The following is a 19,374-nucleotide window of genomic DNA, read 5'->3' as shown; positions in this document are numbered from 1 at the left end:
GCGCCCGTCACCCCCGTACGAGAAGCGCCACCGGCCAGTCGGTCAGCAGCTCCGCCAGCGCCACCCGCCCCTCGTGCACCCGGTCCGTCAGCAGGTCGTGCCACCGGCCGTCGCCCGGCAGTTCCAGGGCCGTTCCGCGCCACCCGCCCGCACCGGCCAGCCTGCCGGGGAGGCGGGTGACCGCGGTGACGGCCTCGCCCGAGCGGACGAAGGCCGTGCAGTGGCCGGCGGCCGGGCCGAGCGGCTGCAGCGGCTCGTACGTCGCGGTGGTGCCGAACCAACCCGGATGCGCGCGGCGCAGCCGCAGCGCCGTGCGCGTCAGGCGCAGCTTCTCGGCGGACAGCCCGGTGGGCTCCTCGTCCGGGAAGGACGGCGGGTGCCGGTTGTCCGGGTCGACCAGTGCGGCGTACGTCCGCTCGGTGCCCATGTAGAGGTCCGGCACGCCCGGCATCGTCAGGTGCAGCAGTGCCGCGCCGAGGGTGTTGGCCCGCACGGACGCCGCGACGGCCTCCTCCAGCGGTGCGAGCGCGGCGTGCCGAGGCCCGCCGGGGCCCGCCGTGACGTAGGCGCGCACGGCCTCCTCGTACGCGGCGTCGGGCTCGGTCCAGGTCGTGCGCAGCGCGGCCTCCCGCACGCTCTTGAGCACCGCCGGGGCGAGCCGCCCGGCATCGGGTGCGCCCAGCCCGAACGCGCTCTGCCAGGCCACCCACGCCACATGCGGGTCGGGCGCCTGATCGCCCGCCGGCCGGTCCATCAGCTCGGCCCACCGGCGCGGGTGTTCGGTCAGCGCGGCGATCCGGGCCCGCACGTCGGCGCTGCGCTTGGTGTCGTGGGTGGACAGGACGGTGCCGGTGGCGGGCCAGTCGCGCTGGAGGCGGGCGCAGTAGGCGTGGAAGTCCGCCGGGCCGACCGCGGGCCGGTCGGGCGTGCCGCCGACCTCCGTGGCCGACAGCAGGGGCGCGTAGCGGTAGAAGGCGGTGTCCTCGACGGACTTGGCCCGCAGCGCGGACGCCGTCTGCGCGAACCGCGCGCAGAAGTCCCGCTGGTCGGGGCCGTCCCCGAGGCGGCCGAGCGCCGCGTCGCGCACGACCTCGACCACCTGGGCCTCCTCGGGCAGGGCGAAGGCCGTACGCGCCCCCTGGGCGGCCTCGTCGAGCAGCACCGCGTCCACGGGCGCGGCGGGGACCCCGGGGACGGCGTAGGGGCGGTAGACGGGCAGCCTGACGAGGATCTCGCGCAGGGCGGTGCGCAGGGCCCAGGGGGCGTGGTCGCGCAGCCGGTGCGCGCTCTCGCAGACCCGCACGGCGCCGCGCACCAGCCGCTCGACCTCCGCCGCGAGCTCATGGGTGATCACCCGGTAGGCGGCACGCCGCACGGTCGCGGGCCAGTCGCCCCCGCGGTCGGGCGGCAGCCCGGTGAACGCGCGGTAGAGCGCGCCGAGCTCCGCGGCGCCCTCCGGGTCGACGAACAGCCCGTCGAGGTGGCGCAGGGCGTCGTAGCCGGTCGTCCCGGCGACGGGCCAGTCCGCGGGCAGCCGTTCGTCACCGCTGAGGATCTTCTCGACGACCGTCCACCGGCCGCCGGTGGCCGTGGCGAGCCGGCGGAGGTAGCCGGCCGGGTCGGCCAGCCCGTCGGGGTGGTCCACGCGGAGCCCGTCGATCACCCCGTCGCGCAGCAGTTCCAGCACCTTGGCGTGGGTGGCGGCGAACACCTGCGGATCCTCCACCCGGACGGCGATCAGCTCGGAGACGGTGAAGAAGCGGCGGTAGTTCAGCTCGGTGCGGGCCAGCCGCCACCAGGCGGGCCGGTACCACTGGGCGTCCAGCAGCTCGGGCAGCGGCAGCCGTTCGGAGCCGGGCCGCAGGGGGAAGGCGTGGTCGCCGTACCGCAGCACGCCGTCCGCCACCGTGAGGCGCTCCAGCTCGTCACCGAGCCGCCCGGCCAGCACGGGCAGCAGCACCTTCCCGCCGTGCTCGGACCAGTCGATGTCGAACCAGCGCGCGTACGGGGAAGCGGGCCCGTCCCGCAGGACCTCCCACAGCGGGCCGTTGAGCCGGACGGGCGCGGGCACGGCCATGTGGTTGGGGACGATGTCGAGGATCAGGCCGAGCCCGTGCGACCGGGCGGTGCGGGCCAGGGCGCGCAGCCCCTCCTCGCCGCCGAGTTCCGCCCGTACGGCCGAGTGGTCGACGACGTCGTAGCCGTGGCCGGAGCCGGGCACGGCCTCCAGCACGGGCGACAGATGCAGATGGGACACCCCGAGGGAGGCGAGACGCGGCACCGCCCGCTCGGCGGCGCGGAAGGGGAAGCCCGGCTGGAGCTGGAGCCGGTAGGTGGCGGTCGGGAGCGCGCTCTCTTGCCTCATGGGAACGTACGTACCCACAACGGCGGGTCATGCTGCAGGGCCGTGCTCCGGCGGGCCCCGGCCCCGGTCTACGCGGGGCGCTGCAGCACGGCCAGGCTGCGGTCCGTCAGCGTCAGGCTGTCACCCGCGCGGACCTTCGGGCCGTCCGTCGCGACGCCCTCCGGGCGGGCCGTGTCGACCACGATCTGCCACTGCCGGCCGTGATTCACCGGCACGACGAAATCCAGCGGCTCGTCGTGCGCGTTGAACATCAGCAGGAAGGAGTCGTCGGTGACCGGCTCCCCCCGGGGCCCGGGCTCGGAGATCGCGCTGCCGTTGAGGAAGACGGTCAGCGACTTCGCGTGGGACGCGTGCCAGTCCTCGTCCCGCATCTCCTCACCCTCGTGGGTGAACCACGCGATGTCGGAGAGCTCGTCGTGCGTGCCCTGCACCGGGCGGCCGTGGAAGAAGCGGCGGCGCCGGAAGACGGGATGGTCGCGGCGGAGCCAGACCATCGCACGGGTGAAGGCCAGCATCCGGCGCGCCCGCTCGCAGGAACCGTCGGACGGGCGCGGCCAGCGCACCCAGGAGGTCTCGTTGTCCTGGCAGTACGCGTTGTTGTTGCCGTGCTGGGTGCGCGCGAACTCGTCCCCGTGGCTGAGCATCGGCACCCCCTGCGAGAGCAGGAGCGTGGCGATGAAGTTCCGCATCTGCCGCTCGCGCAGGGCCAGCACCCCGGGGTCGTCCGTGTCGCCCTCGGCCCCGCAGTTCCAGGACCGGTTGTGGCTCTCGCCGTCCCGGTTCTGCTCGCCGTTGGCCTCGTTGTGCTTGTCGTTGTACGCCACCAGGTCGTGGAGGGTGAAGCCGTCGTGACAGGTGACGAAGTTGATGGAGGCCAGCGGCCGCCTGCCGTCGCCCTGGTAGAGGTCGGACGAGCCGGTCAGCCGGGAGCCGAACTCCGCCAGGGTGGCGGGCTCACCGCGCCACAGGTCCCGGGAGGTGTCCCGGAACTTCCCGTTCCACTCGGCCCACAGGGGCGGGAAGTTCCCGACCTGATAGCCGCCCTCCCCGACGTCCCACGGCTCGGCGATCAGCTTCACCTGGCTGACGACCGGATCCTGCTGCACCAGGTCGAAGAAGGACGACAGCCGGTCCACCTCGTGGAACTGCCGGGCCAGCGTGGCCGCCAGGTCGAACCGGAATCCGTCCACCCGCATCTCGGTCACCCAGTAGCGCAGGCTGTCCATGATGAGCTGGAGCACGTGCGGGCTGCGCATCAGCAGGGAATTGCCGGTGCCGGTGGTGTCCGTGTAGTAGCGCGGATCCTCCGCCAGCCGGTAGTACGAGGCGTTGTCGAGCCCCCGGAAGGAGAGCGTGGGCCCCAGGTGGTTGCCCTCGGCCGTGTGGTTGTAGACCACGTCGAGGACGACCTCGATGCCCGCCGCGTGCAGCGCCCGCACCGCCGACTTGAACTCCAGGACCTGCTGCCCCCGGTCGCCCCAGGAGGCGTAGGCGTTGTGCGGGGCGAAGAAGCCGATGGTGTTGTAGCCCCAGTAGTTGGCCAGCCCCGCGTCCGACAGCCGGTGGTCGTCGACGAACTGATGGACCGGCATCAGTTCGATGGCGGTGACCCCCAGCTCCGTCAGGTGCTCGATGACGGCCGGGTGGGCCAGCGCCGCGTAGGTCCCGCGCACCTCCTCCGGCAGCGCCGGGTGGCGCATCGTCAGGCCCTTGACGTGGGCCTCGTAGATGACCGTCCGGTGGTAGTCGGTGCGCGGCGGCCGGTCGTCGCCCCAGTCGAAGTACGGATTGACCACGACCGAGGTCATCATGTGCGGGGCGGAGTCCATGTCGTTGCGCTTCTCCGGCCGCCCGAACGGATAGCCGTAGACCGCCTCGCCCCAGTCGACGGCGCCGCTCACCGCCCGTGCGTAGGGGTCGAGCAGCAGCTTGGCGGAGTTGCACCGCAGGCCCCGGTCCGGCTCGTACGGGCCGTGCGCGCGGAAGCCGTACCGCTGGCCCGGCATGATGCCCGGCAGATAGGCGTGGCGCACGAACGCGTCGCTCTCCCGGAGCTCCACCGCCGTCTCCGAGCCGTCGTCGTGCAGCAGGCACAGCTCGATCCGCTCGGCGGCCTCGGAGAAGACCGCGAAGTTGGTGCCGGCGCCGTCGTACGTGGCGCCGAGGGGGTACGCCTGTCCCGGCCAGACTTGCATGAGTCGACTCTTCCACTTTTCTGACGGTTCTTCGGGCTCTGCTCTTCGGGCTCTGCGCGGGCGCCACGAGCTCCTGCCACGACACCGCCGTGGGCTCCGGTGCGGAGCCGAACCGGCATCCTCGCCCAACCGTGGCCGCCGAGCCGCCCTTTCGCCAGATCTTCCCCAAAAGGAGCGCAACCACGGCTCTCTTCGGCTCGTCCAACCGGGTGACCGGCCGGTATCGGACCCGTAATGGCCGGTTCCGGTGCGCGGCCCGCCTCCCGGGGGCATCCGGGGCGTATCGGGACGCGTCGGGGCGACCGCGCGCCCCCCACGGCTATGAAACGGCTCACTCCTCCGGCGCGGGCCGCTCACAACACCTACCCGGAGCGGGAGAGTTGACGGAAGGCCAGCCGTGTCCGGGTGCAGCGCCTCCCGCCCGCGCAGTAGTCTGCCTTGATCGTTGGACGGGGGCGGAAGGCGGTGCACTGGTGAGCTCGGGCGGGCTGGAGCTGCCCCCTGGAGACGGCTGTCCCGGGGTTGACGGTTCGGCCGACACACCACCCGGCGCGGTGTCCTTGGCGCGTCCCGTGGAGATCGGGGCGGCCCTGGACTGGGACGCGGAGGCGTGGAGCGAGGTCCGCACCCGCGCCCGGCGGGCCGGCCGGGCCTACATCTGGCTGAACCTGGTGGAGCAGCGGCTGCGCGCGGTCGTCGCCGCCGTGCTGCGGCCCGTCTACGAGCCGGTGCACGGCGAGGACGAGTGGGTCGTCGCCGCGGCCGGCCCGGCCGGGCAGGAGTGGGTCCAGCGGGCCGTGGCGGTCCGGGAGGTGAGCCGCCGCAAGGGCTATCTGCTGGACCCGGCCGACGACAACGTCCTGAGCTTCCTCACCCTCCCTCAGCTGCGCGAACTGCTCGTCCAGCACTGGCCGTGCTTCGAGCCGTACCTGGACGACCGGCGCGAGCTCGAACTGGCACTGGACGAGCTGGAGGTGACGCGCAACGTCGTCTCCCGCAACCGCGCGCTCTCCGAGACGGTCCTCGCCCAGGCCGAGCGGGCCTCCGCGCGACTGCTGAACATCCTCGGCGGCGGCAGCGGCGCGGGCAGCCCGTCGGCCGACCGGCTGCCCATCGACGCCGTCGAGGACCTCGTGGGCGACCGCTACGCCGATGTGGTGGGCGTCCACCCCGACCGGGTGCGGCTCCAGCGCCAGCTGCCCGTGGAGGACCTCTTCGGCAGCGCCCGCCGCCTCGACGCGGTGGGCATAGGCCTGAACCTCCTCGTGCAGAACTACTCGGGGAGGCGACTGGTCCGGCTCGCCGAGGCGGGCTGCCGGGCCCGGCTGCTCTTCCTCAACCCCGCCAGCAGCGCCGTGCGCCGCAGGGAGCGGGAACTGGGCATCAAAAAGGGCGAGATGAGCCGGTCCGTCGAGATGAACATCATGCACATGCGGCGGGTCCGGGACCGGCTCCGGGACACCGCGGCCTTCGAGATCCGGGTCTTCGACGAGACCCCGCGCTTCACCGCCTACCTCGTCAACGGCGACGGCTCCGACGGGCTCGCCGTGGTCCAGTCGTACCTGCGCAAGGCGCGCGGCATGGAGGCACCGGTGCTGGTGCTGCGCGGCGGCGGCAATGTGGTGCGGGAGGGGCGGGAGCCCGAGCACGGGCTCTTCGAGACCTACCGCGAGGAATTCGACAGTATTTGGGTGGATTCGCGCCCTGTGTCCTGAATGCCGGTAAGGGAACTGACGTCCCGTGGGGCGCGCGGGCCCGGTGGGGCGTTGTCAGTGGTGCGTGCGACGCTGGGGACCAGTCGGGGGAAGCACCACGAAGGGGGACCGCGATGGGGTGGCACCAGGAGCTGCTGATCGGTTTCGACCTGGAGACCACGGGCACGGATCCGGCCGAGGCGAGGATCGTCACGGCGGCCGTCGTCGAGACCAAGGTCGGTGAGCCGATCGGCCGCCGGGAATGGCTGGCCGACCCCGGCGTGCCCGTCCCGGCCGAGGCCGCGGCCGTGCACGGCATCACGACCGAGCGCGCGGCGCTGGGCAGGCCGGCGCGCGAGGTGGTCGAGGAGATAGCGGCCACCCTGACCGCTCACTGGTCGGCCGGGGCCCAGGTCGTCGCCTACAACGCCTGCTTCGACCTCTCCCTGCTGGCCGCCGAGCTGCGGCGGCACGGCCTGCCCTCGCTGGGCGAGCGCCTGGGCGAGGCAGCGGCGGGCCGGGAGACCGGTCCCGTCGTCGATCCGTACACGATGGACCGCGCCGTCGACCGCTACCGCAAGGGCAAGCGCACCCTCGAAGCGGTCTGCGGGGAGTACGGCGTCGTGCTCGACGACGCGCACGAGGCGGGCGCGGACGCGCTCGCGGCGGTGCGCGTCGCTCGCGCGGTGGCCGAGCGGTATCCGCACATAGCGGAGGCGTCGCCCTGGTCCCTCCACGCCGATCAGGTGCGCTGGTACGCGGAATGGGCCACGAACTTCGAGAAGTGGCTCCGCCGCCAGGGCAACCCGGAAGCGGTCGTCGACCCCCACTGGCCGTTGCGCGTGGGGTAGACCCCCGGGTGCGGGTCCGCTGCCGCCTGCGGCGGGAGCGCCCTGCGGGCGCGTCCTCAAGCGCCGGACGGGCTGATTTCGCTGGCTACGGTCCGCGAAATCCAGCCCGTCCGGCGTTTGAGGACAGCGCGCGCAGCGTGCTTCGGGGTCTGGGGCGGAGCCCCAGTTTCGGGAAGGGGCGGGGCTGGGGAACAAGCCCGCCGCAGGCGCAACGGCGCCGCACCCAGCCCCGGTCAACTAAAACGCGTGCCACCGCACCCCCGCATCACCCGCCCGCAGCGACGCCACCCGCCGCCGGAACTCCGCGAGAGCCGCCGCGTTGCCCGGCGCATGCTGCGCCACCCACGCACAGCTCGCCGTCTCCCGCGCGCCCCGCAGCACCTCGCACCCCTCCCACTCCCGTACGTCCCACCCGTAGGTCCGTACGAAGGCGTCGTAGGCCGCCGGGTCCAGGCCGTAGCGGTCCCGGCTGAGCGCGAGCACGACCAGGTCGTGCTCGCGCAGGTCGCCGGAGAAGGTCTCCAGGTCGACCAGGACCGGCCCGTCCGGACCGATGTGCACGTTGCGGGGGAGGGCGTCGCCGTGGATCGGCCCCGGCGGCAGGTGGGGGGTCAGCGCGGCAGCCGCCGCCGCGAAGCCGTCCCGCCGCTCGCGCAGATACGCGGCGTCGGCGGGGTCGACGGCGTCCCCGGCGAGCCGCAGCCACCGCTCGACCCCGCCGAGCAGTTCGCGCCCGGGCAGCGTGAAGTCCGGCTCGGGCAGGGCGTGCACCACGCGCAGCAGCTCGGCCAGGTCGGAGGTGGTGGCCGGGCGCAGGGTCCCGGGCAGCCGGTGCCAGAGCGTCACGGGGTGGCCGTCGGCCTCCCGGGGCGCGGGTTCGGCGGCCCGTACGGCCGGGACGCCGCTGTCCGCGAGCCACGCCGCGATGCGCAGCTCGTGGCGGGCCCGGTCCAGCAGGGAGGCGTCGCGCCCCACCTTGGCCACGAGGTCCCCGGCGGCGAAGACCGCGTTCTCGCCGAGGGAGAGCAGCGTCGCGTCCGCCGCGGCCACCTCCGGCACCGCCGCCGCGAGGAGCTCGCGCGCCCTCTGTTCCCCGAATGCCGTGTCCGCCGCTTCCACCACGTCGTACCTCACCTGCTGTCGAGCCGATCGACTGACAGTCTCCCCTGTCGCCCGGCGCTCGGCGGGACCGGGTCGCGCGTGGCGCGGAACAGGCGGCCGCGCGGGCCGGAGGCCGGAAACGACCGGTCACCGGGTGCACCGCAGAGGACGGTCGCCTCATGCGCCTAACGCCCAGGCCCCGTCCAGGTGTTACCGCAGGTGTCATCGGCTCATCTGTGAAACCCCTTGCACATAAAGCCAGTTGTGACCCCGGCACTCGTATGTCCTTCAAGTAAATAGTGGCAGCGATTGCCAGTGTGCTGTCCAATTTGCCGTCGTTCAGCGGGGTTTGAATTTCCGCAAAGACGTTGCGTATGTCACACCTTCCTTCGGATGTTGAATTGAGCGCGTCAAGCCTGACAGGGTTTCGAAGCGCCCGGAGTGATGTCTTCCGTCACTTCGGACGATTGCGCCCCACGCGCAATTCCCCCCCCACATCCGCACGAGGAGGAACCTCGTCATGGCAACTCACAAGCGCGCCGGCAAGCGACGGCTCGTTCTGGCGATATCCGCCGCGACGGCCGTCACGGCCGGAATCACGGTGCTCGCCCTGCCCGCCGGTGCCTCTCCCGCCCCCGCAGAGGGCACCGTCTACGGTGCCGGCGCCAAGGGCTCCGTGGACGGCAGCTACATCGTCCTGCTGAAGGACGGCGCGAGCGCCCAGGGCGCCGGAGCCAAGTCCGTCTCGGCGAAGGGCAAGGATCTCGCCGCGCGGTACGGCGGCAAGCTCAACCGTACGTACGACTCGGCTGTCCACGGCTTCTCCGCCAGCGGCCTCGACGAGACCGAGGCGAAGCGGCTCGCCGCCGACCCGGCCGTCGACAAGGTCGTCCAGAACCACCGCTTCACCGTCAAGGCCACACAGGAGAGCCCGCCCTCCTGGGGTCTGGACCGGATCGACCAGACCGAGACCAAGGGCGACGGCAAGTACACCTACCCGGACAGCGCGGGCGAGGGCGTCACCGCGTACGTCATCGACACCGGCGTGCGCATCAGCCACAAGGACTTCGGCGGGCGCGCGTCCTACGGCTTCAACGCCGTCGACAAGAGCGACAAGGCCGAGGACGACAACGGCCACGGCACCCACGTCGCGGGCACCATCGCCGGGACCGAGCACGGCGTCGCCAAGAAGGCCAAGGTCGTGGCCGTCAAGGTCCTGGACGGTCAGGGCTCGGGCTCCACCGAGCAGGTCGTCGCGGGCATCGACTGGGTCACCAAGAACCACAAGGGCCCCTCGGTGGCCAACATGAGCCTCGGCGGCGGCGTGGACGAGGCGCTGGACGCGGCCGTGCAGAAGGCGATCGCCTCCGGCGTCACCTTCGCCGTCGCGGCCGGCAACGAGTCCACGGACGCGGGCCAGAGCTCCCCGGCCCGGGTGAAGGAGGCCATCACCGTGGCCTCCTCGACCAAGGACGACCAGCAGTCCGACTTCTCCAACTTCGGCAGCGTCGTCGACCTCTACGCCCCCGGCTCGGACATCACCTCCGACTGGAACGACAGCGACTCCGGCACGAAGACCATCTCCGGTACGTCCATGGCCACCCCGCACGTCGCGGGTGCCGCCGCGGTCTACCTGAGCGGGCACAAGGACGCCACGCCCGAGCAGGTCTCCTCGGCGCTCGTGCAGGGTGCCACCCCGGACAAGATCTCCAACCCGGGCGCGGGCACGCCGAACAAGCTGCTGAAGATCGTTCAGTAAGTCCCGCTGTTCTCCGCTTCACGCCGGCCGTCGTTCCCCACCCCCACGGGGTGCGACGGCCGGCTTTCCTGCTGGCGCCTCCTCGTAGCGGCGCAGCGCCAGCGACACCAGCTCGTCCGCCGCCCCCAGCACGTCCCCCAAGGCGTCGGCCAGGCGGGCCCCTTCCGCGATGCGGTCCGGCAGGCGGCCCGGAGCGATGACGTACGGGGCCACGGCCACCCGGCGGGCGCCCGCCGCGCGCAGGGCCCGTACCGCGTCCTCCACACGCGGGGGGACCGCGGACGCGAAGGCCGGGCGCACCGCGAACCAGCCCGCCGCGCGCTCCCATTCCCGCGCGACGCCCGCGATCACCGCGCCCGCCTCCGGGTCGGAGGAGCCGGCGGCCGCCAGGACCACCCCGGTCGAGCGCCGGTCGCCGGGGCGCACCCCGGCTTCGTACAGCCGCCGTTCGAGCGTCGCGGTCAGCAGCGGTGACGGGCCGAGCACCCCGGCCAGGCGCACGCGCAGCCCGGGCAGAGCGGCCGTCGCCTCGCGCAGGACGCCCGGGATGTCGGTCCGGGCATGGAAGGCGCGCGTCAGCAGCAAGGGGAGCGCGACCACCTCCCGTACGCCCTCCGCCGCGAGCCGCTCCAGCACCCGCGGCACGCTCGGCACGCAGAAGTCCAGATAGCCCACCTCGACCCGCAGCTCCGGCCGGGCGGCCGCCAGCCGGTCCCGGAGCGCGGAGACCGTCGCCGCGTGGCGGGGGTCGCGGCTGCCGTGGGCGACGAGGAGCAGGACCACGGCCCGGCTCCCTACCGGCCCGCCGCCGTCAGGCCGCGACTGCGCAGCACCCTGCGCTCCAGCGGGCTGAAGACGATCAGGTCGATCGCGATGCCGACGAAGAGGATGAGGAGGATGCCGAGCAGGACGCCGGGCATGTCGGAGTCGGTGCGGGCGTTCTCCAGATACTGCCCGAGGCCGAGACCCAGGTCGGGCGACGAGGCGATGAGCTCGGCTGCCATCAGGGAGCGCCAGGAGAAGGCCCAGCCCTGTTTGAGCCCGGCGATGTAGCCGGGCAGGGCGGCGGGCAGCAGGATGTGCCAGGCGCCGCGGGCGCCGGTGGCACCGAGAGTGCGCCCCGCCCGCAGATACAGCGGTGGCACCTGGTCGATGCCGGAGACCAGGCCGTTGGCGATGGACGGCACGGCGCCCAGCAGGATCACCGCGTACATCGCCGAGTCCGTGATGCCCAGCCAGATCACCGCCGCGGGCACCCAGGCCACGGACGGCAGCGACTGCAGCCCGGACAGGATCGGGCCGAGGGCGGAGCGGACGAACCGCACCCGCGCGACCAGCAGCCCGAGCGGGGTGCCGAGCACCAGCGCGGCGAGGAAGCCGAGCAGCCCGCGCGAGACGCTCGTCCAGATGATGTCGAAGAGCGTGCCCCGCAGCCACAGTTGACGGAGGCTGTGCCAGACCGCCGACGGGTCGGGCAGCTTGTAGTCGTCGGTGACGTGCGCGAGGACCAGGACCTTCCAGACGGCCAGCACGAGCACGACGGCGACGACCGGCGGCAGCACCTTGTGCAGCAGGATCTGGGTGAAGGGCGTGCGCTCGACCCGTACGGAGTCCAGGGCGTCGAGCCCCGCCTCCAGACCGGCGAGGTCCTGCGACTCCGCCTGCGGAGAGGTGTCAGTGCTGGCCATGGCGGCGGATCTCCCCACGCAGTTCTTCGGTGATCTCCACGGACAGGTCCGCGACGGCAGCGTCCTCGATCCGGCGCGGCTGCGGGATGTCGACGACCCACTCCCGCGCCACCCGGCCGGGCCGGGAGGACAGCAGCACCACCCGCTGCGCGAGGCGCACCGCCTCCCGGACGTTGTGGGTGACGAAGAGGACCGACAGCTGTGTCTCGGACCAGATGCGGGTCAGCTCGTGGTGGAGCACGTCCCGGGTGATCGCGTCGAGCGCGGCGAACGGCTCGTCCATCAGCAGCAGCCGGCTGTCCTGCGCGAGCGCCCGGGCGAGCGCGACGCGCTGCCGCATCCCGCCCGACAGCTCGTGCACCCGCTTGCCGTACGCGCCGCCGAGCCGTACGAGCTCCAGCAGCCGCTCCGCCTCCGGGCGCCGCTGCGCCCTCGTCACCCCGCGCAGCCGCAGGGCGAGTTCGACGTTCCGGCCGGCGGTCAGCCAGGGGAAGAGTGCGTGCTCCTGGAACATCAGGGCGGGGCGGCCGTCGGGCACCTCGATGGTGCCCGCGGTGGGCCGGTCGAGACCTGCGACCAGGTTCAGCAGCGTCGACTTGCCGCAGCCGGACGCCCCCAGCAGGCAGACGAACTCGCCGGGGCGCACGTCGAGGGTGATGTCGTCGAGTACGGGCTGGGCCGCGCCGGCGCGGCCGAAGCTCTTGTGCACGTGGTCTATCCGGACGGCCGCCGGTATGTCGTCGTCGACGACGGCCGTACCGGACGGGTCGGTGGTGAGTGCCGGGGCCATCCGGTCACCTCCTGGGTTCTGGGCGGTGGTGAACGACTGCTACTGCTTGCCGAGCTTCGCGGCGTCGACCGCGGGCCTGCCCTCGGCCTTGAGGACCTTGTTGAGGATGGTCAGGTCGTAGATGCCGGACAGGTCCGGCTTGTCCAGCAGTCCGGCCTTGACGGCGTGCGCCGCCTCCGCGTCCAGGGTCGCGGCCAGCGGGTCGTCGGTGACCTCGATGCTCTTCCAGGCGGGGTCGAGCACCTCCGGGGGCAGCGCCGTGCCGGAGAGCTGCTTGAGCGCCGCGTTCGCGGACGCCTCGGCCTTGTCCGGATTCGCCGTGATCCAGGCGTTGGTCTTCACCGAGCCGCGCAGCACGGCCTCGACCACGTCGGGGTGCCGGTCGAGGAACTTCTGCGACACGACCACGTTGGTGATCACGAACTTCTTGTCCGGCCACAGCGCGGACTCGTCCAGCAGCACCTTCCCGCCCTCGGTGACCAGCTTCGAGGCCGTCGGCTCCGGCACCCACGCGCCGTCGACGGAACCGGACTTGAAGGCGTCCGGGGTCACCTTGTTGTCGATGCGCATCACGGAGACGTCACCCTTGCCGGTCTGCGGGTCGACCTTCCAGCCCTGCTCGGCGATCCAGTTGAGGAACGCCACGTCCTGGGTGTTCCCCTTCTGCGGCGTCGCGATCCGCTTGCCCCTGACGTCGTCCAGGGAGGAGATCTTCTTGGGGTCGACGACCAGCTTCACCCCGCCGGACGCGGAGCCGGAGATGATCCGCAGGCTCTTGCCCTTGGACTTCACATACCCGTTGATGGCCGGGGACGGGCCGATCCAGCCGATGTCGATCGAGCCCGCGTTGAGCGCCTCGATCTCGGACGGGCCCGCGTTGAAGGTCGTCGTGCGGACCTTGGTGCCCCCGAGCTCCTTCTGGATGATCCCCTCGTGGTCGCCCACCAGCGGCGTGGCATGGGTGATGTTGGGGAAGTAGCCGATCCTGACGGTGTCGGCCGAGAGCGCCTTGCCCCGGGCCGTGGTGTTCTTGTCGGCGTTGCCCGGGGAGCTCCCGGAGTCCTTCTGCGAGCCGTAACCACAGGCGCCGAGTGCGCCGATCAGCAGGGGGACGGCGGCAGCGGCCGCGACGAGGCGGCGGGCGGCGGGACGAGCGGCGGCAGGCACGGGGCGGTTCCTCTCGACGGACCGGGCGTACGGCTAGGACACGCCCGGCGGTGCTGCGGGTCTTCGGGGACGGGCAAGCGGCGGGAGCACGGTCATCGGCCGGCACATCGGCCGATGCCGCCCCGGCTGCCGCCGAACGCCTCGCCCGCCATGCCGGCGGCGAGGGTGGTGCCGTCGGCGGGGTCGATGAGGAGGAAGGAGCCGGTGTGGCGGGAGTCGGCGTAGGTGTCGAGGGCGAGGGGTTCGGCGGTGCGGAGGGTGATGCGGCCGATGTCGTTGGCGGTGAGCTGTCCGGGGTCGGGGTGCTGGGAGAGGTCGTCGAGGGTCAGGCGTGAGGGGATGGCCTTCACGATCGCCTTGACGGTGCGGGTGGTGTGCTTGAGCAGGACCCGCTGGCCGGGGGCCAGGGGCCGGTCGGCGACGTGGCAGACGGTCGCCTCGACGTCCTGGGTCACCTGCGGGGCGCCGGTGGTGGGGGCGATGGTGTCGCCGCGGGAGACGTCGATGTCGTCGGTGAGGGTGACGGTCACGGACTGGGGCGCCCAGGCGATGTCGGTGCTGCGTCCCAGGGCGTCGATCCCGGCGATCGTGCTGGTACGGCCCGAGGGCAGCACGGTCACCGGCTCGCCGACGCGCAGGACGCCGGAGGCGATCTGGCCGGCGTAGCCGCGGTAGTCGGGGTGTTCGGCGGACTGCGGGCGGATCACGTACTGCACGGGGAAGCGTGCGGGGTCGGTGGAGGGGTCGTGGCCGGTGGGCACGGTCTCCAGGTGTTCGAGGACGGTGGGGCCGCCGTACCAGTCCATGTGCGCGGAGGGTTCGACGACGTTGTCGCCGGCGAGCGCGGAGATGGGGATGGCGGTGACGTCGGGGATGCCGAGCGAGGCGGCGTAGGCGGTGAACTCGGCGGCGATGGCGGCGAAGACGGGCTCGGCGTAATCGACGAGGTCCATCTTGTTGACGGCCAGCACCACATGCGGCACGCGCAGGAGGGCGGCGACGGCGGCGTGGCGGCGGGTCTGCTCGACGACGCCGTTGCGGGCGTCGACCAGGACCACGGCCAGCTCGGCGGTGGACGCACCCGTCACCATGTTGCGGGTGTACTGCACGTGGCCGGGGGTGTCGGCGAGGATGAACCGCCGCCGCGGGGTGGCGAAATAGCGGTACGCGACATCGATCGTGATGCCCTGCTCCCGCTCCGCCCGCAGCCCGTCCGTCAGCAGCGCCAGGTCGGGTGTCTCCTGGCCGCGCCGGCGTGAGGCGTCCTCGACGGCTTCGAGCTGGTCGGCCAGGACGGACTTGGAGTCGTGCAGCAGCCGGCCGACCAGGGTGGACTTCCCGTCGTCCACGGACCCGGCCGTCGCGAAGCGCAGCAGTGAGGTGGTGGCCATGGCCGTGTCGGTCATGGAGTCGATCGCTGTCATGGCTAGAAGTACCCCTCGCGCTTGCGGTCTTCCATCGCGGCCTCGGACATCTTGTCGTCGGCGCGCGTGGCGCCCCGCTCGGTCAGCCGGGACACGGCGATCTCGGTGATGACGTCCTCGATGGTCACGGCGTCGGAGTCGACGGCTCCGGTGCAGGACATGTCGCCCACCGTGCGGTAGCGCACCCGGCGCACCTCCACCGGCTCGGTGTCCTTGGGGCCGCCCCAGTCGCCGGCCGTGAGCCACATGCCCTGGCGTGCGAAGACCTCGCGCTCGTGGGCGAAGTAGATACCGGGCAGTTCGATCTTCTCGCGGGCGATGTACTGCCACACGTCCAGTTCCGTCCAGTTGGACAGCGGGAAGACGCGGACGTGCTCGCCGGGCGCGTGCCGGCCGTTGTAGAGGTTCCACAGCTCGGGCCGCTGGCGCCGCGGGTCCCAGCCGCCGAATTCGTCCCGCAGGGAGAAGACGCGCTCCTTGGCGCGGGCCTTCTCCTCGTCGCGCCGCCCGCCGCCGAAGACCGCGTCGAAGCGGTTCCGCTCGATCGCCTCGAGCAGCGGCGCGGTCTGGAGGGGATTGCGCGTGCCGTCCGGGCGTTCCCGCAGCCGGCCGTCGTCGATGAACTCCTGCACCGACGCCACGTGCAGCCGCAGACCGTGCTCGGCGACCGTGCGGTCGCGGTACTCCAGCACCTCGGGGAAGTTGTGCCCGGTGTCCACATGCAGCAGGGCGAACGGCACCGGCGCGGGCGCGAACGCCTTCAGTGCCAGGTGCAGCATCACGATGGAGTCCTTGCCGCCGGAGAACAGGATCACCGGCCGCTCGAACTCACCCGCCACCTCACGGAATATATGCACCGCTTCGGATTCCAGGGTGTCAAGGTGCGACAGCGCGTAGAGGCTGTTGTCGGGTATCCCGGTCACGCCAGTCCCCTCTCGCTCAGCAGGGCGTGCAGGGCCGCCGCCGACTCGTCGACGCTCTGCTCGTGCGCCCGGATGCGGAGGTCCGGGTCGGCCGGCTCCTCGTACGGGTCGTCCACACCGGTCAGCCCGGCGATCTCCCCGGCGGCCTGCTTCGCGTACAGACCCTTCACGTCCCTTACGGAGCACACGTCCACCGGCGTCGCCACGTGCACCTCCACATAGCCGGTGCCCTGTTCCTGGTGGCGCTTGCGGACCGCTTCGCGCGAGTCCGCGTACGGGGCGATGACCGGCACCAGGACCTTCACGCCGTGCGCCGCGAGCAATTGGGCGACGAAGCCGATCCGCTGCACATTGGTGTCCCGGTCCGCCCGGGAGAACCCCAGCTCCGCGGAGAGGAATTCACGGATCTCGTCGCCGTCGAGCACCTCCACCCGGTGGCCCTCGCCGCGCAGCCGCCCCGCGAGCGCGTGGGCGATGGTCGTCTTGCCCGCGCTGGGCAGGCCGGTGAGCCAGATCGTGGCCCCGTTCATGACGTGCTCCCCGTGTCCGGTCATCCGTGCAGCCCGCACTCCGTCTTGGCGCGGCCCGCCCAGCGGCCGACGCGTGCGTCCTCTCCGGCGGCGACCCGGCTGGTGCAGGGGGCGCAGCCGACGGAGGCATAGCCGTCCATCAACAACGGGTTGGTGAGCACGCCATGTTCGGCGACATACCGGTCCACGTCGTCCTGCGTCCAACGGGCCACCGGAGCGATCTTCACCTTACCGCGCCGTTCGTCCCAGCCGACGACCGGCGTATTCGCGCGGGTCGGCGACTCGTCGCGGCGCAGGCCGGTCGCCCACGCGTCATAGTCGACCAGGCCGTTCGCCAGCGGGGCGACCTTCCGCAGCGCGCAGCACAGGTCGGGGTCGCGGTCGTGCAGCGCGGGTCCGTGCTCGGCGTCCTGCTCGGCGACGCTGCGCTCCGGCGTGAGCGTGACGACGTTGACGTCCATGACAGCCGCCACCGCGTCCCGGGTGCCGATGGTCTCGGGGAAGTGGTAGCCGGTGTCGAGGAAGAGGACGTCGACGCCCGGCCGTACGCGCGAGGCGAGATGGGCGACGACCGCGTCCTCCATGGAGGAGGTGACGCAGAACCGCGCGCCGAAGGTGTCGGCCGCCCAGCTCAGGATGTCGGACGCCGGGGCGTCCTCCAGTTCGCGGCCCGCCCGTTCGGCGAGCCTGCGCAGATCTGTCGTGCCGGTCATGTGCTGTCCCCTTCACGGTGTCCGGGTGTTCCGGGGGTGAGGCCCTTGGCCAGCAGCCCGAGGAACGAGAGTCGGAACGCACGGTTGCACATGGCGCATTCCCAGGCGCCGTGGCCCTCCTCGGAGGGGCGCAGGTCCTCGTCACCGCAGTAGGGGCAGTAGAAGGGGGCGGCCCGCTCGCTCATGACAGGTCCGCTTCCCCGGCGCGCACGACCCAGGACGCGAACCGCTCGCCCTCCTCGCGCTGTTCCGCGAACCGGGTGAGGACGCGCTCGACGTAGTCCGGCAGTTCGGCGGAGGTCACCTTGAGCCCGCGGACCTTGCGGCCGAAACCGGCCTCCAGGCCGAGCGCGCCGCCGAGGTGGACCTGGAAACCCTCGACCTGCCTGCCGTCCGCGTCCAGCACCAGCTGGCCCTTGAGACCGATGTCCGCGGTCTGGATGCGGGCGCACGCGTTGGGGCAGCCGTTGATGTTGATCGTGACCGGCTCCTCGAAGTCCGGCATCCTGCGCTCCAGCTCGTCGATGAGCGAGGCGCCGCGCGCCTTGGTCTCCACGATGGCCAGCTTGCAGAACTCGATGCCGGTGCAGGCCATCGTCCCGCGCCGGAACGGCGACGGCCGCACCTGGAAGTCCAGCGCCTCCAGCCCGGCGACGAGGGAATCGACCCGGTCGGCCGCCACGTCGAGGATCAGCATCTTCTGCTCGACGGTGGTCCGCAGCCGGTCGCTGCCGTGGGCGGCGGCGAGTTCGGCGATCTTGGTGAGGGTGGCGCCGTCCACCCGGCCGACGCGCGGGGCGAAGCCCACGTAGAAGCGGCCGTCCCGCTGCCGGTGCACACCCACGTGGTCGCGCCAGCGCGAGACGGGCTGCCCGGGCGGGGGCCCGTCGAGCAGCTTGCGCTGCAGGTACTCCTCCTCCAGCACCCGGCGGAACCGCTCCGGCCCCCAGTCCGCCATCAGGAACTTCAGCCGGGCGCGGGTGCGGAGTCTGCGGTAGCCGTAGTCGCGGAAGATGCCCACGACACCGGCCCAGACGTCGGCCACCTCGTCCAGCGGCACCCAGGCGCCGAGCCGTTCGGCGAGCCGGGGGTTGGTCGAGAGCCCGCCGCCCACCCAGACGTCGAAGCCGGGGCCGTGCTCGGGGTGGTCCACACCGACGAACGCGATGTCGTTGATCTCGTGCACGACGTCCTGCACGGGCGAACCGGACACCGCGGTCTTGAACTTCCGCGGCAGGTTGGAGAATTCCTTGCTGCCGATGTAGCGGTCGTGGATCTCGTCCACCGCTGGCGTGCCGTCGATGATCTCGTCGGCGGCTATCCCCGCCACCGGCGAACCGATGATCACGCGGGGGCAGTCCCCGCACGCCTCGGTGGTGGAAAGACCGACCGCTTCCAGCGTGTCCCAGATGGCGGGCACGTCCTCGATACGGACCCAGTGCAGCTGGATGTTCTGCCGGTCGGTGATGTCGGCCGTGCCCCGCGCGTACCGCTCCGACACCTCGCCGATGGCCCGCAGCTGGGCGACGGTGAGCCGCCCGCCGTCGATGCGGACCCGCATCATGAAGTGCTTGTCGTCCAGCTCCTCCGGCTCCAGGATCGCGGTCTTCCCCCCGTCGATCCCGGGCTTGCGCTGGGTGTAGAGCCCCCACCAGCGCATCCGTCCGCGCAGGTCGCCGGGGTCGATCGAGTCGAAGCCGGCCTTGGAGTAGATCGTCTCGATGCGTGTCCGCACATTGAGACCGTCGTCGTCCTTCTTGAACTGCTCATTGGCGTTGAGCGGAGTGAAGTGGCCGACGGCCCACTGTCCCTCGCCGCGGTGGCGGCCGGCCTTGCGGCGGGACGTGGCGGCGGCGGGCGGTTCCGAGGTGGCAGCCATGGCGAGATGTCCTTCTGGGGGTGGCGCTCGGGGGCGCGACGGCGGGCGGCGGCCCAATTCCTGAGACGGGCCCTGCTGACCTGCGCGTATGCCGAAATGGCCCAGCGCGCCGATGAGTAGGCGCGGGGTGCGGGAGCTTGGCGGGGTGCGGCGGTGCTGAGGCTCTCAGCGCGCCGGACAGATGGCGCTGGACATGCGGCCGAGATCGACGTGGCGTCGACTCACCAAGGCAACTCCGGCGCGGGACATGACGGAAGCGTGGCACGGCCTTCTCGGGCGAGTCCACCGTTGTCCG

Annotated in this window: 16 protein-coding genes; 3 read left to right on the top strand and 13 right to left on the bottom strand. The window is 72.3% G+C overall.

Annotated features, from left to right (window positions below; translation table 11 throughout):
* Nucleotides 1–7: 7 nt before the first annotated feature.
* A complete protein-coding gene (gene treY / locus ABD269_RS27075; RefSeq protein WP_344121913.1) occupies nucleotides 8–2,365 on the bottom strand; it encodes a malto-oligosyltrehalose synthase in 2,358 nt (785 codons plus the stop codon).
* A gap of 68 nt (nucleotides 2,366–2,433) precedes the next feature.
* Complete coding sequence (glgX, locus tag ABD269_RS27070) at nucleotides 2,434–4,560, bottom strand: glycogen debranching protein GlgX (protein ID WP_344121911.1); 2,127 nt, start codon at nucleotides 4,558–4,560, stop codon at nucleotides 2,434–2,436.
* 473 nt (nucleotides 4,561–5,033) lie between these two features.
* On the opposite strand from glgX, the gene ABD269_RS27065 reads away from it, so the two are divergent.
* Nucleotides 5,034–6,275 (top strand): SAV2148 family HEPN domain-containing protein, encoded by a 1,242-nt coding sequence (locus tag ABD269_RS27065; RefSeq protein ID WP_116214464.1) that lies wholly within the window; start codon nucleotides 5,034–5,036, stop codon nucleotides 6,273–6,275.
* Nucleotides 6,276–6,388: 113 nt separating this feature from the next.
* Complete coding sequence (locus ABD269_RS27060; protein ID WP_344121907.1) at nucleotides 6,389–7,105, top strand: 3'-5' exonuclease; 717 nt, start codon at nucleotides 6,389–6,391, stop codon at nucleotides 7,103–7,105.
* A gap of 237 nt (nucleotides 7,106–7,342) precedes the next feature.
* Here ABD269_RS27060 and ABD269_RS27055 read toward each other — a convergent pair whose 3' ends face one another.
* Nucleotides 7,343–8,227: a phosphotransferase enzyme family protein gene (locus ABD269_RS27055; RefSeq protein WP_344121905.1), complete on the bottom strand. Its 885-nt coding sequence runs from the start codon at nucleotides 8,225–8,227 to the stop codon at nucleotides 7,343–7,345.
* 499 nt (nucleotides 8,228–8,726) lie between these two features.
* On the opposite strand from ABD269_RS27055, the gene ABD269_RS27050 reads away from it, so the two are divergent.
* Complete coding sequence (locus ABD269_RS27050; RefSeq protein ID WP_344121903.1) at nucleotides 8,727–9,965, top strand: S8 family peptidase; 1,239 nt, start codon at nucleotides 8,727–8,729, stop codon at nucleotides 9,963–9,965.
* Nucleotides 9,966–9,983: 18 nt separating this feature from the next.
* Here the strand turns inward: ABD269_RS27050 and ABD269_RS27045 are convergent, their stop codons facing one another.
* The 10 genes from ABD269_RS27045 to ABD269_RS27000 form a co-directional block, all read right to left on the bottom strand.
* Nucleotides 9,984–10,748, bottom strand: a complete 765-nt coding sequence (locus ABD269_RS27045) for a sirohydrochlorin chelatase (RefSeq protein WP_301891607.1) — start codon at nucleotides 10,746–10,748, stop codon at nucleotides 9,984–9,986.
* A gap of 11 nt (nucleotides 10,749–10,759) precedes the next feature.
* On the bottom strand, nucleotides 10,760–11,653 hold the full coding sequence (locus tag ABD269_RS27040; protein ID WP_301891606.1) for an ABC transporter permease: 894 nt from the start codon (nucleotides 11,651–11,653) through the stop codon (nucleotides 10,760–10,762).
* Nucleotides 11,640–12,443: an ABC transporter ATP-binding protein gene (locus tag ABD269_RS27035; protein WP_301891605.1), complete on the bottom strand. Its 804-nt coding sequence runs from the start codon at nucleotides 12,441–12,443 to the stop codon at nucleotides 11,640–11,642. The genes ABD269_RS27040 and ABD269_RS27035 overlap by 14 nt, the downstream gene beginning before the upstream one ends.
* Nucleotides 12,444–12,482: 39 nt before the next feature.
* Nucleotides 12,483–13,610, bottom strand: a complete 1,128-nt coding sequence (locus ABD269_RS27030; protein WP_344121899.1) for an aliphatic sulfonate ABC transporter substrate-binding protein — start codon at nucleotides 13,608–13,610, stop codon at nucleotides 12,483–12,485.
* 92 nt (nucleotides 13,611–13,702) lie between these two features.
* Complete coding sequence (locus ABD269_RS27025; RefSeq protein ID WP_344121897.1) at nucleotides 13,703–15,034, bottom strand: sulfate adenylyltransferase subunit 1; 1,332 nt, start codon at nucleotides 15,032–15,034, stop codon at nucleotides 13,703–13,705.
* Between the two features lie 2 nt (nucleotides 15,035–15,036).
* A complete protein-coding gene (gene cysD, locus ABD269_RS27020; protein WP_344121895.1) occupies nucleotides 15,037–15,957 on the bottom strand; it encodes a sulfate adenylyltransferase subunit CysD in 921 nt (306 codons plus the stop codon).
* Nucleotides 15,954–16,487 (bottom strand): adenylyl-sulfate kinase, encoded by a 534-nt coding sequence (gene cysC, locus ABD269_RS27015; protein WP_301891599.1) that lies wholly within the window; start codon nucleotides 16,485–16,487, stop codon nucleotides 15,954–15,956. Before cysC ends, cysD begins: the two co-directional genes overlap by 4 nt.
* Nucleotides 16,488–16,507: 20 nt before the next feature.
* Nucleotides 16,508–17,200, bottom strand: coding sequence for a phosphoadenylyl-sulfate reductase (locus ABD269_RS27010; RefSeq protein WP_301891598.1), 693 nt, complete (start codon nucleotides 17,198–17,200; stop codon nucleotides 16,508–16,510).
* The gene (locus ABD269_RS27005; RefSeq protein WP_301891597.1) at nucleotides 17,197–17,385 is read right to left on the bottom strand and encodes a hypothetical protein; all 189 of its coding nucleotides are present in this window, start codon (nucleotides 17,383–17,385) and stop codon (nucleotides 17,197–17,199) included. Before ABD269_RS27005 ends, ABD269_RS27010 begins: the two co-directional genes overlap by 4 nt.
* Entirely contained in the window at nucleotides 17,382–19,079 is a 1,698-nt protein-coding gene (locus tag ABD269_RS27000; RefSeq protein ID WP_344121890.1) for a nitrite/sulfite reductase, read from the bottom strand. Before ABD269_RS27000 ends, ABD269_RS27005 begins: the two co-directional genes overlap by 4 nt.
* Nucleotides 19,080–19,374 lie beyond the last annotated feature (295 nt).

It is taken from the genome of Streptomyces blastmyceticus (assembly GCF_039521185.1).
Classification (GTDB): domain Bacteria; phylum Actinomycetota; class Actinomycetes; order Streptomycetales; family Streptomycetaceae; genus Streptomyces; species Streptomyces blastmyceticus.
This window is presented reverse-complemented; position numbering and strand designations above follow the sequence as displayed.

Bases quoted from the DNA above. Each gene is read 5' to 3' on its own strand.
- ABD269_RS27060 (WP_344121907.1), top strand. From the start codon at position 6,389: ATGGGGTGGCACCAGGAGCTGCTGATCGGTTTCGACCTGGAGACCACG.
- ABD269_RS27025 (WP_344121897.1), bottom strand. From the start codon at position 15,034: ATGACAGCGATCGACTCCATGACCGACACGGCCATGGCCACCACCTCA.
- treY (WP_344121913.1), bottom strand. From the start codon at position 2,365: ATGAGGCAAGAGAGCGCGCTCCCGACCGCCACCTACCGGCTCCAGCTC.
- ABD269_RS27005 (WP_301891597.1), bottom strand. From the start codon at position 17,385: ATGAGCGAGCGGGCCGCCCCCTTCTACTGCCCCTACTGCGGTGACGAG.
- ABD269_RS27035 (WP_301891605.1), bottom strand. From the start codon at position 12,443: ATGGCCCCGGCACTCACCACCGACCCGTCCGGTACGGCCGTCGTCGAC.
- cysC (WP_301891599.1), bottom strand. From the start codon at position 16,487: ATGAACGGGGCCACGATCTGGCTCACCGGCCTGCCCAGCGCGGGCAAG.
- ABD269_RS27050 (WP_344121903.1), top strand. From the start codon at position 8,727: ATGGCAACTCACAAGCGCGCCGGCAAGCGACGGCTCGTTCTGGCGATA.
- ABD269_RS27000 (WP_344121890.1), bottom strand. From the start codon at position 19,079: ATGGCTGCCACCTCGGAACCGCCCGCCGCCGCCACGTCCCGCCGCAAG.
- ABD269_RS27040 (WP_301891606.1), bottom strand. From the start codon at position 11,653: ATGGCCAGCACTGACACCTCTCCGCAGGCGGAGTCGCAGGACCTCGCC.
- glgX (WP_344121911.1), bottom strand. From the start codon at position 4,560: ATGCAAGTCTGGCCGGGACAGGCGTACCCCCTCGGCGCCACGTACGAC.
- ABD269_RS27010 (WP_301891598.1), bottom strand. From the start codon at position 17,200: ATGACCGGCACGACAGATCTGCGCAGGCTCGCCGAACGGGCGGGCCGC.